9 protein-coding genes are annotated in these 11,889 nt (G+C 65.5%); all 9 read left to right on the top strand.

Annotated elements, in window-relative coordinates:
* Positions 1-272: 272 nt before the first annotated feature.
* The 9 genes from AC10V3_RS30240 (at position 273) to AC10V3_RS30200 (ending at position 11,876) form a co-directional block, all read left to right on the top strand.
* Positions 273-416: a hypothetical protein gene (locus tag AC10V3_RS30240; RefSeq protein WP_022539056.1), complete on the top strand. Its 144-nt coding sequence runs from the start codon at positions 273-275 to the stop codon at positions 414-416.
* A gap of 26 nt (positions 417-442) precedes the next feature.
* Positions 443-1,675 (top strand): formyl-CoA transferase, encoded by a 1,233-nt coding sequence (gene frc, locus AC10V3_RS30235; RefSeq protein WP_022539055.1) that lies wholly within the window; start codon positions 443-445, stop codon positions 1,673-1,675.
* A gap of 161 nt (positions 1,676-1,836) precedes the next feature.
* A complete protein-coding gene (locus AC10V3_RS30230) occupies positions 1,837-2,619 on the top strand; it encodes a fumarylacetoacetate hydrolase family protein (protein ID WP_022539054.1) in 783 nt (260 codons plus the stop codon).
* A 36-nt stretch (positions 2,620-2,655) separates the two neighbouring features.
* On the top strand, positions 2,656-4,218 hold the full coding sequence (locus AC10V3_RS30225) for a Re/Si-specific NAD(P)(+) transhydrogenase subunit alpha (protein ID WP_022539053.1): 1,563 nt from the start codon (positions 2,656-2,658) through the stop codon (positions 4,216-4,218).
* Positions 4,219-4,234: 16 nt separating this feature from the next.
* On the top strand, positions 4,235-5,632 hold the full coding sequence (pntB, locus tag AC10V3_RS30220; RefSeq protein ID WP_022539052.1) for a Re/Si-specific NAD(P)(+) transhydrogenase subunit beta: 1,398 nt from the start codon (positions 4,235-4,237) through the stop codon (positions 5,630-5,632).
* A gap of 766 nt (positions 5,633-6,398) precedes the next feature.
* A complete protein-coding gene (oxc, locus tag AC10V3_RS30215) occupies positions 6,399-8,138 on the top strand; it encodes an oxalyl-CoA decarboxylase (RefSeq protein ID WP_022539051.1) in 1,740 nt (579 codons plus the stop codon).
* Between the two features lie 42 nt (positions 8,139-8,180).
* Positions 8,181-9,431 carry a formyl-CoA transferase gene (gene frc / locus AC10V3_RS30210; RefSeq protein WP_022539050.1) on the top strand — a complete coding sequence of 417 codons (1,251 nt, stop codon included), beginning with the start codon at positions 8,181-8,183 and terminating at the stop codon, positions 9,429-9,431.
* A gap of 159 nt (positions 9,432-9,590) precedes the next feature.
* Positions 9,591-10,028: a PAS domain-containing protein gene (locus tag AC10V3_RS30205; protein ID WP_022539049.1), complete on the top strand. Its 438-nt coding sequence runs from the start codon at positions 9,591-9,593 to the stop codon at positions 10,026-10,028.
* Positions 10,029-10,307: 279 nt separating this feature from the next.
* The gene (locus AC10V3_RS30200) at positions 10,308-11,876 is read left to right on the top strand and encodes an AMP-binding protein (protein WP_022539048.1); all 1,569 of its coding nucleotides are present in this window, start codon (positions 10,308-10,310) and stop codon (positions 11,874-11,876) included.
* The last annotated feature ends 13 nt before the right edge of the window (positions 11,877-11,889 follow it).

Raw genomic sequence — 11,889 nt, 5'->3', positions numbered from 1 at the left:
TTTCATTTCTGGCAGTCTGACTCCGTTTCGCTTGATGGTATGTGATATATCAATGCGAAAAGTCGGTCGGCCGGATTGATGCGCGGATGTTCTGAACCCTCCGGCATTACGCTGAATTGTCGGGAAAAGACGGCTTCCTGGCCGGATTTGCTGCGCTGCACCGTCGAAATGTGCGTGGGATCGGGCAAACTCCCCTTGCTCTCTTCTGATATATCACATACCGTATGTCATCAAGGCAGCCGAAAACGGTAAATCCACGAGGAGACCAAGACATGTCCGAAGTCGTCGAAGCCACGCGGGCCGGGAGCACCACCGCGGATGACACCCTGACGCCCGGCAAGTCGGCGGTGATCAGTATCTGGGTGGATCCGAGCGAGTACGCGCCAGGCACCAAGAACCAGACCATGTACAAGTAAAACCATCGCCCGAGGAGACAACCGCAATGGAAACCAAGGCCCTGCAAGGTGTTCGCATCCTGGACATGACCCACGTCCAGGCAGGCCCCTCGGCCACGCAGCTGATGGCGTGGCTGGGCGCGGACGTGATCAAGGTGGAAATGCCGGGCCGCGGGGATATCACCCGCAGCCAGCTGCGCGACGTGCCCAACGCCGACAGCCTGTACTTCACCATGCTCAACTCCAACAAGCGCAGCCTGACGCTGAACATGAAGACGCCCGAAGGCAAGGCGCTGCTCGAAGACCTGGTACAGCGCAGCGACGTGCTGATCGAGAACTTCGGGCCCGGCGTGCTGGCGCGCGCCGGCTTCGACTGGGAGCACCTGCAGGACCTGAATCCGCGGCTGGTCTATGCGTCGATCAAGGGCTTCGGCCCGGGGCCATACGCCGACTGCAAGGCGTATGAGAACGTGGCGCAGTGCATGGGCGGCTCGGCCTCCACCACGGGCGATGCCGAGGGCGTGCCCACCGTGACCGGCGCGCAGATCGGCGACTCGGGCACGGGCGTGCATTGCGTGGTCGGCATCCTGGCCGCGCTGCTGCAGCGCGAGCACACCGGCCGCGGCCAGCGCGTGGAGGTGGCGATGCAGGATGCGGTGCTGAACCTGTGCCGCGTCAAGCTGCGCGACCAGCAGCGCCTGGACAACGGACCGCTGCGCGAGTACCCGAATGAAGAGTTCGGCGACCACGTGCCGCGCGCCGGCAATGCCTCGGGCGGCGGCCAGCCGGGCGCGGCGTTGCGCTGTGCGCCGGGCGGCCCCAATGACTATGTCTACGTCATCATCCAGCCGCAGGGCTGGGAGCCGCTGATGCGCCTGTGCGGCCGTGAGGACCTGATCAACAATCCCGACTACGCCACGCCAGAAGCGCGGCTCAAGCACCTGGCCGACTGTTTCGCCGTGATCGAGAAATGGACCGGCGGCCTGAGCAAATTCGACGTGATGGCGGCGCTCAATGAAGTCGATGTGCCGTGCGGCCCGATCCTGTCGATGAAGGACCTGATCGAGGACCAGTCGCTGTACCAGCGTGGCTACCTGGTGGAGCTCGAGCATCCGCAGCGCGGCAACTACGTGCAGCTGGGTTGCCCGATCACGCTGTCGGCCTCGCCGGTGGAAGTCGAGCGTTCGCCGCTGCTGGGCGAGCATACCGACGAGATCCTTGAGTGGCTGGGACGCACGCCCGCGCAGATCGCGGCGATGAAGCTGGCCGGGGCGGTATGAGGTAGCGACCGACGCGACGCCTTGCCACCATGTCGTTCCCGCCTGCGCGGGAATGACAGGCAAGGCGCGCGCGCCGCCCCGAATTCCTTTTTCTCTTCCAATATCCTGCAACCCATCACGGAGCAGGCAAGCCCCCCTTTTGCCTGCGCAAGGAGCACGTTGTGCAAACCTGGATACGCTTTCGCCGCGCTGACGGCCGCATCGCCCATGGCCGTCTGGATGGACCCGATGGCAGCCGCGTCGTCGAATACGACGGTGATGGTTTCAACGACCCCGCCCCGACGGGTGCCGTGCACGAGCGCGCGGCGCTGACACTGCTGGCACCCTGCGAGCCCGGCAAGGTGGTGGCGCTGTGGAACAACTTCCACGCGCTCGCCCGCAAGCTGGAAAAGCCCGTGCCCACGCACCCGCTGTTCCTGATCAAGCCGGCATCGTCGCTGGCCGGACCCGGCGACGCGGTGCAGCGCCCCAAGAGCTATGACGGCAAGATCGTCTATGAGGGCGAGCTCGGCATCGTCATCGGCAAGATGGCGCGTAACGTGTCGGTGGCGGAAGCGGGCGCGCATATCTTCGGCTACACCATCGTCAACGACGTCACCGCGGCCGAGCTGATCACCGCCGACCCCAACTTCCCGCAGTGGACGCGCGCCAAGGGCTTCGACACCTTCGGCTGCGTCGGCCCGGCCATCGTCACCGGCTTCAACTGGAAGGCGGCCAGCGTGGTGACGCGCCTGGACGGCGTGGAGCGGCAGAACTACCCGCTGTCGGACATGATCTTTTCGCCCGAGGAGCAGGTCAGCCGCATCTCGCAGGACCTGACGCTGATGCCGGGCGATGTGATCGCGGTCGGCACTTCGCTCGGCGTGGGCTCGATGAAGGACGGCGCGGTGGTGGAGGTGGCGATCGCGGGCATCGGCTCGCTGGTCAACCACGTGCACGGCTGAACGCCGTCCGCACTCACATACAGGACGGTGAATGCCATGCCAATGACGATCGGTGTGCCACGCGAGGTCCATCCGGGAGAGCGGCGCGTCGCCGCCACCCCGGACTCGGTCAGGGAACTGCTCAAGCTCGGCTACCAGGTGGCGGTAGAAACCGGCGCGGGCCAGGAGGCCTCGTTCTCCGACGATGACTATCGCGCCGCCGGCGCGGCCATTGTCGATGCGGCCAGCCTGTGGGCGTCGGTCGACGTGGTGATCAAGGTGCGCCCGCCGCAGGTCCATCCCAGCCTGGGCGTGGAAGAGGCGGCGCTGCTGAAGAAGCACGCCACGCTGATCGGCTTTGTCTGGCCGGCGCAGCAGATGGCGATGCTGGAGCGGCTGACGCAGCGCGGCGCGACGGTGCTGGCGATGGATTGCGTGCCGCGCATCTCGCGCGCGCAAAAGCTCGATGCCCTCAGCTCGATGGCCAATATGGCGGGCTACCGCGCGGTGATCGAGGCCGCCCATGCCTTCGGCCGTCCCTTCGCCGGGCAGATCACGGCGGCGGGAAAGATCCCGCCGGCGCGCGTGCTGGTGATCGGCGCGGGCGTGGCGGGGCTGGCGGCGATCGGCGCGGCGCGCAGCCTGGGCGCGGTGGTGCGCGCCTTCGATACGCGGCCGGTGGTGCGCCAGCAGATCGAAAGCCTTGGCGCCGAGTTCCTCACGGTTGAGATCGAGGAAGACGGCAGTGGCAGCGGCGGCTATGCCAAGGAGATGAGTCCCGCGTTTATCGAGGCGGAGATGCGCCTCTTTGCCGAGCAGGCACGCGAGGTCGACATCATCATCACGACCGCGCTGATCCCGGGCAAGCCCGCCCCGAAGCTGCTCGAGGCCGGCACCGTTGGCCTGATGCGCGCGGGCAGCGTGGTGGTGGACCTGGCCGCGGAGCAGGGCGGCAACTGCGTGCTGACCGAGCCTGGGGAATCGGTGCGCCGCAACGGCGTGACGATCATCGGCTATACCGACCTGCCCAGCCGCATGGCGGCGCAGGCCAGCCAGCTCTACGCCACCAATATCCGCCACCTGCTGACCGAGCTGACGCCGGGCAAGGACGGGCAGCTCGTGGTCGATATGGATGACGAGATGATCCGCGGCGCCACGGTGCTGCACCAGGGCGCGGTGACGTGGCCACCGCCGCCGCTGACGGTGGCCATCCCGCAACAGCAGGCGCCGGCCGCGACGCCACCGGTGCAAGCGGAAGCCCCCGAGCCGCCAAGCCGTACCGGCGTGACGCTAGTCGCGCTGGCGCTGGCGGCGGCTGCGCTGCTCGGCCTGGGCGCGGTCGCGCCGCCGACATTCATGGCGCATTTCACGGTGTTCGTGCTGGCGATCTTCGTCGGCTACCAGGTCGTGTGGAACGTCACCGCCGCGCTGCATACGCCGTTGATGAGCGTGACCAATGCCATCAGCGGGATCATCGTGGTGGGGGCGCTGGTGCAGCTGGGCAAGCCGTCGTTGGTGACGGCGGTTATTGCGGGCTGCGCGGTGTTTGTCGCCACCATCAATATCGCCGGCGGCTTCCTGGTCACGCAACGCATGCTGAAGATGTTCCAGCGAGATTAAGGCCAAGGAGACAGCCATGCCTTCCGGAATCAGCAATATCGCTTACCTGAGCGCCAGTGCGCTGTTCATCCTCAGCCTGAGCGGCCTGAGCCATCCCGACACCGCGCGGCGCGGCAACATGCTGGGCATCGCCGGCATGGTGATCGCGATCGCGACCACCGTGCTGGCCGGCAGCCCCGACGGCATCGCCATCATCATCGGCGCGATGCTGGCGGGCGGCATCGCCGGCTCGATGCTGGCCAAGCGCGTGGAGATGACGCAGATGCCGCAGCTGGTGGCGGTGCTGCACAGCTTCGTCGGCCTGGCCGCGGTGCTGGTGGGCTATGCCAGCTACCTGGAGCCGACCAAGCTCGCCGGCGCGGAGAAGGTGATCCACGAGGTCGAGACCTACCTCGGCATCCTGATCGGCGCGGTCACCTTCACCGGCTCGATCATCGCCTTCCTGAAGCTGCAGGGCACCATGGGCGGCAAGCCGATGCTGCTGCCGGGCCGCCACATGCTCAACGCCGGCGCGCTGCTGGTGTGCGTGTGGCTGGGGTATAGCTTCCTCAGCGCTGCCGATCCGCAGCAGGGGCTGGTGCCGCTGGCGGTCATGACCGGGATCGCGCTGCTGGTCGGCGCGCACCTGGTGCTGGCCATCGGCGGCGCCGACATGCCGGTGGTGGTGTCGATGCTGAACAGCTATTCCGGCTGGGCCGCGGCGGCCACCGGTTTCATGCTGGGCAACGACCTGCTGATCATCACCGGCGCGCTGGTCGGATCGAGCGGCGCCATCCTCAGCTACATCATGTGCAAGGCGATGAACCGCAAGTTCCTGTCGGTGATCCTGGGGGGCTTCGGCGCGGTGCAGGCGCAGGGGGCGGCGACAGAGCAGGGCGAGGTGCTGCCAGTGTCGAGCGAGGAAGTCGGCAACCTGCTCAAGGATGCCAGCGACGTCATCATCGTGCCGGGCTACGGCATGGCGGTGGCGCAGGCGCAGGGCACCATCAGCGAGATCGCGCGGCGGCTGCGCGCGCAGGGGGTCAACGTCCGCTTCGGCATCCACCCGGTGGCGGGCCGTTTGCCCGGGCATATGAACGTGCTGCTGGCCGAGGCTCGGGTGCCATACGACATCGTGCTCGAGATGGAGGAGATCAACGACGACTTCGAGAAGGCCGACGTGGTGCTGGTGGTGGGCGCCAACGATATCGTCAACCCGGGCGCGCTGGAAGATCCCGCCAGCCCCATTGCCGGCATGCCGGTGCTGGAGGTGTGGAAGGCCAGGACCGTGGTGGTGTCCAAGCGCAGCATGGCCGCGGGCTATGCCGGGGTCGACAATCCGTTGTTCTACAAGGACAACACGCGGATGTGGTTCGGCGACGCCAAGGGCAGCGTCGATGCCTTGCTGCGGCAGCTCGAAGAAGCGCCTGCCTGAGACGGGGCGGTGTTCCATGGACGGGAAGCTATGGAACACCGCCGGGGCATTTCATGCCGATCGTGCGGTGTATAAACGGTCGTGAATAGATACGATAAAAAACTTTAAGACTTGGCAAATTAAGCTTCAGGTAGCATCAATCCACGGTTTCATGCGCAACAATGCCAGGCACCGGTCACGGTGCGTGATGCGGATTTAGCGGTAGAGAGGCCTGGCGCGGTGTGACCGGGCCTCGGGCTGACGACTGACCACTTCTATTAGTGGAGGACGTGGCTTCCGAAGGGAGCCAGGGCCATGACAAGCCTTTTCAGTGAGCCAAATTGTCACTGGAATGGTGGTATGTGATATATCTAAGGCGACGTGACGGGCGTATTTCCTGTCGTGGATCGCGGGTCGACAATCTGTGTCGTTCGCGCATCAATGGCTAGCACTAAGTAATTGCCCTGATTTAGCAGCAGTAGCCTGCAAGATTGCTGCGCCGCACCGACGAAAGTTGAAGAGTCAGTAGAAATTCTTCTTGCGCCGTTCTGATATATCACATACCGTATGTCATCAAGATCGGCTGAAACGATCGGGCGCCGCGAGGCAAACGGGCAGCAACTAGCGGCGAGAGGCACAGGACCTGAGCCCGGCGAAAAGCAGAGTTCAACGAGGAGACCAAGACATGTCCGAAGTCGTAGCGAAGTTGGCCGAGAGCACCACCGCGGAAGACACCCTGGAATAGAAAAATTCCAACCCCAGTCAATTTGTCTAGAAGGAAGCAACCATGGCAGAAGTCGGAAACGAGTTGCAGCGTCACGCCGCGGAAGAACATCAGGCACAAACCGATGGTTTTCATCTGGTCATCGACGCGCTGAAGCTGAACGGCATCGAAAACATCTACGGGCTGCCCGGCATTCCGGTCACCGATCTGGCTCGTCTCGCGCAGGCCAACGGCATGCGCGTCATCAGCTTCCGTCACGAGCAGAACGCAGGCAACGCAGCAGCGATTGCCGGCTTTCTCACGCAAAAGCCGGGCGTGTGCCTGACCGTTTCTGCGCCCGGCTTCCTGAACGGGCTGACGGCGCTGGCGCATGCGACCACCAACTGCTTCCCGATGATCCTGATCAGCGGTTCGAGCGAGCGCGAGATCGTCGATTTGCAGCAGGGTGACTACGAAGAGATGGACCAGCTGGCCATCGCCCGTCCGCACGCCAAGGCTGCCTTCCGCGTGCTGCACGCTGAAGACATTGGTGTCGGGATCGCGCGTGCTATTCGTGCCGCCGTGTCGGGCCGTCCGGGCGGTGTGTATCTGGACCTGCCGGCCAAGCTGCTGGGCCAGTCGATGGAAGCCGAGAAGGGCCGCAAGTCGCTGATCAAGGTGGTGGATCCGGCCCCGCGCCAACTGCCTGCACCGGACTCGGTCGACCGTGCCGTCGCGCTGCTGAAGAACGCCAAGCGCCCGCTGATCCTGCTGGGCAAGGGTGCCGCTTACGCACGCGCCGATGCGGATATCCGCACGCTGGTCGAGAAGACGGGCATTCCATACCTGCCGATGTCGATGGCCAAGGGCCTGCTGCCCGATACACACCCGCAATCGGCCTCGGCCGCACGCTCGTATGTGCTGGCTGAAGCTGACGTGGTGTTGCTGGTCGGCGCCCGCCTGAACTGGCTGCTGTCGCACGGCAAGGGCAAGACCTGGGGTGGCCCGAAGCAATTCATCCAGATCGACATCGCGCCGACCGAGATGGACAGCAACGTTGCCATCGCCGCGCCGGTGGTGGGTGACATTGGTTCGTGCGTGTCGGCGATCCTCGACAAGGTCGGCAACGACTTTGCCAAGCCGGGCGCCGAGTGGCTGAACGCGGTGGACGAACGCAAGGACAAGAACCTGGCGAAGATGGCCGAGACCCTGGCCAAGGCCAAGGATGTCTCGCCGATGAACTTCCACGGTGCGCTGAACGTGCTGAAGGATGTGGTCAAGGCCAACCCGGGCATCTCGTTCGTCAACGAAGGCGCCAACACGCTGGACTACGCCCGTGCCGTGATCGACATGTACGAGCCGCGCAAGCGCCTTGACGTGGGCACCTGGGGCGTGATGGGCGTGGGCATGGGCTACGCGGTCGCCGCGGCGGTCGAGACTGGCAAGCCGGTGCTGGCGCTGTGCGGTGACAGTGCGTTCGGTTTCTCGGGCATGGAAGTCGAGACGATCTGCCGTTACAACCTGCCGGTCTGCATCGTCATTTTCAACAACAACGGCGTCTACAAGGGTATCGACGTGAATCCGACCGGCGGCAAGGATCCGGCCGTCACGACGTTCGTTCCGGGCGCGCGCTACGACAAGATGATGGAAGCGTTCGGTGGCGTCGGTCACAACGTCACCACGCCGGCGGAACTCGAAGCTGCGGTGAACGAAGCCCTGCGGTCGGGCAAGCCCACGCTGGTCAATGCCGTCATCGACCCGGCTGCCGGCACCGAAAGCGGTCGTCTGACCAATCTGAATCCGCAAAGCTCGGCCAAGAAGTAATTCACCCGAATTTCACCCCTCTGATCCAATAGGAGAACGAAAGTGAACCTCCCGCTCAACGGCATCAAGATCATTGACTTCACGCACGTCCAGGCCGGTCCCGCCTGCACGCAGCTTCTCGCGTGGTTCGGCGCAGACGTGATCAAGGTCGAGCGCCCCGGTTCCGGCGATGTGACGCGCACCCAGCTGCGCGACATCCCGGACGTCGATGCGCTGTACTTCACCATGCTCAACTCCAACAAGCGCAGCCTGACGCTGGATACCAAGAAGCCGGACGGCAAGAAGATCCTGGAGCAGCTGATCCGCGAGTCGGATGTGCTGGTCGAGAACTTCGGCCCGGGCGCGCTGGACCGCATGGGCTTCTCGTGGGAGCGCATCAACGAGCTGAACCCGAAGATGATCGTGGCTTCGGTCAAGGGCTTCAGCGACGGCCACCACTATGAAGACCTGAAGGTCTACGAAAACGTAGCCCAGTGCGCCGGCGGCGCGGCTTCGACCACGGGCTTCTGGGACGGCCCGCCGACGGTATCCGCCGCGGCGCTGGGCGATTCCAACACCGGCATGCACCTGGCCATTGGCATCCTCACCGCGCTGATCGGCCGCGACAAGACCGGCAAGGGCCAGAAGGTGGCCGTGTCGATGCAGGACGCCGTGCTCAACCTTTGCCGCGTCAAGCTGCGCGACCAGCAGCGCCTGGACCGCCTGGGCTTCCTGGAGGAGTATCCGCAGTATCCGCATGGCAGCTTCAGCGACGTGGTGCCGCGCGGCGGCAACGCGGGCGGCGGCGGACAGCCGGGCTGGGTGCTGAAGTGCAAGGGCTGGGAGACCGACCCCAACGCCTATATCTACTTCACCATCCAGGGCCACGCCTGGGAGCCGATCTGCAAGGCGCTGGGCAAGCCGGAATGGATCGACGATCCCAACTACAGCACGGCCAAGGCACGCCAGCCGCATATCTTCGATATCTTCAAGACCATCGAGGACTGGCTCGCCGACAAGACCAAGTACGAGGCGGTGGACATCCTGCGCAAGCATGACATCCCGTGCTCGCCGGTGCTGTCGATGAAGGAGATCGCTGCGGATCCGTCGCTGCGCGAGAGCGGCAGCATCACCGAAGTCCCGCACAAGGAGCGTGGTACCTACCTGACGGTGGGCAGCCCGATCAAGTTCTCCGACCTGAAGCCGGAGATCACCGGGTCGCCGCTGCTGGGCGAGCATAGCGAGGAGGTGCTGGCCGGCCTGGGCTACGGTCCGGACGACATCAAGCGCCTGCGCGAGTCCCAGGTCATCTGACGCCGTCCGCCGGCACATGTGCCGGTGCGTACGCCGGGGCCGCGCGCAAGCGGGCTCCGGCGTTTTGACTTGCGCAGCGGCTTCATGCCGCGCTAACTTGATGGCAACGACAGGCTTGCAACGACCCAAGCGGCAATGACCGATAAAGAGGGAATCCCCATGCCAGACCAGATCGATTACGCGCAACTGGTGTCCGCCATCGGCGACGCCGTCATTATTTCCGACGCAAAGGGCGCCATCACGCTGTGGAATCCCGCAGCCGAGCGCATGTTCGGCTACACCCAGGCCGAGGCCATGGGCCAGTCGCTCGACCTGATCATCCCGGAGCGCCTGCGCGGACGCCACTGGGAGGGCTACGACAAGACCATGGCCACCGGCATCACCCGCTACGGCCACGACCTGCTCAAGGTGCCCGCGGTCGACAAGGACGGCAAGTCGATGTCGATCGCCTTCACCGTGGCGCTGCTCAAGGATGACGCCGGCGCCATCACTGGCATCGTCGCCGTGGTCCGCGACGAGACCGTGCGCTTCCAGGAAGAGCGGGCGTTGAAGAAGCGCATCGTCGAACTGGAGAGCCAGATCAAGGAGCAGGCCTAGCACGCCCCTTCGCTCGAAACCCGGGCCGGCCCACAGCGGCCGTGTCCGGATGGCCCGGTTCGACCTGGCCTGTTCTGCACCACCTGATCCCGGCGGTGGCCCCTGTCCGGGGCTGCCCGCATCTGCCTCTCCCCCGATCCCGCACACCTGACACACCGAGCGAATTCCGCGTCGCTTCGGCGTAGCCGATGCCGGCCTTTTCGGTACCAAAAACGTTGACGTGGTACCAAATGGCTCCTACATTGGGAACCCGGATAAAAAACAAAGCGAGGAGACAACATGACCCGTAAGGCTTCGGCTTTGTACGGCGGCGCGACCGTGGGCCAGCTTTATGCGGCGGCCCTGCGCAGCCGCCCCGGGGTGCCCGCCGTCGTCGGCGACGGCATTTCGCTGAGTTATGAAGCGCTGGCGCAGCAGTGCGCGCGCCTCGCGCGGCTGTTTGCCGCCAGGAGCCTGGCGCGGCAGGATGCCATCGGGTTCCTGGTGGGCAACCGCGCCGAGGCGGTGGCCGCGATCATTGCCGCACAACTTGCAGGGCTGAAGAGCGTGTCGCTGCATCCGATGGCGTCGGAAGCGGATCACGCCTTCGTGCTGCAGGACGCCGGGGTCAGCGCGCTGGTGGTCGACAACGCGCGCTTCGCCGAGCGCGCCCGCGCGCTGGCGGCCAGCGCCGCGGTGCGCATCCTGCCGCTGGACGACGGCGAATTCGGCGCCGGGCTGGCCAGTGAGGCGGCGGCATTCGACGCGGCGGAATACCCTGCCGGCGACGACCCCACGGAAATCAGCAAGCTCTCCTATACCGGCGGTACCACCGGCCGTTCCAAGGGCATCCTGCATACGCATCGCACCACGGTGACGATGCTGCAGCACATGCTGGCCACCTACGAGTGGCCGGCACAGATCCGCTACCTGGTGACCACGCCGATCTCGCACGCCTCGGGCAGCCTGATCCTGCCGACGCTGCTGCGCGGCGGCACGGTCTACCTGTGCGACAAGTTCAGCCCGGCCGACTTCCTGCGCCGGGTAGCGCAGCATCGCATCAACCTGACTTTCCTGGTCCCGACGCAGATCTATGGACTCCTCGATTGCGACGGCCTCGATGCGGCCGACCTCTCCAGCCTGGAACTGGTGCTCTACGGCGCTGCGCCGATCGCGCCCGTGCGGCTGGCCGACGCGCTGCGCCGGATCGGGCCCGTGTTCGGCCAGGTGTACGGGCAGGCGGAAGCGCCGATGTGCATCAGCTACCTGAGCCGGCACGACCACGATCCCGCACGCCCCGAGCGGCTGCGCTCCTGCGGCCGCGTCATCACCGGCAACCAGGTGCGGCTGCTGGACCGCGACCTGCGTGAGGTCGCGCCAGGCGAAGTGGGCGAACTGTGCGTGCGTGGCCCGCTGGTGATGGACGGCTACCTGAACCGGCCGGAAGAGGACGCCAAGGTCTTTGCCGGCGACTGGCTGCATACCGGCGACATGGCCCGCTGTGACAGCGAAGGTTACCTGTACCTCGTCGACCGCGCCAAGGACATGATCATCAGCGGGGGCTTCAATGTGTACCCCAGCGAAGTGGAGCACTGCCTGGCGCAGCACCCGGCCATCGCGATGTCCGCGGTGATCGGCATTCCGGACCCGAAGTGGGGCGAGGCGGTCACCGCCATCGTCGTCACCCGGCCCGGCGCGGTGCTTGCCGAGGCCGACGTGATCGGCCACGTGACGCAGCACAAGGGCGTGGTCAATGCGCCCAAGCAGGTGGTGTTCGCGGCGGAACTGCCGCTCACCGCGCTGGGCAAGATCGACCGCAAGGCCATTCGCAGCCGCTACTGGGGCGGCCAGGACCGGCAGGTGGCCTGACGGCCATCGCCGC

The organism is Cupriavidus sp. PB-02 (assembly GCF_058252315.1).
Note: the sequence above shows the minus strand (reverse complement) of the source record. Positions and strands in the feature narration are given on the sequence as shown.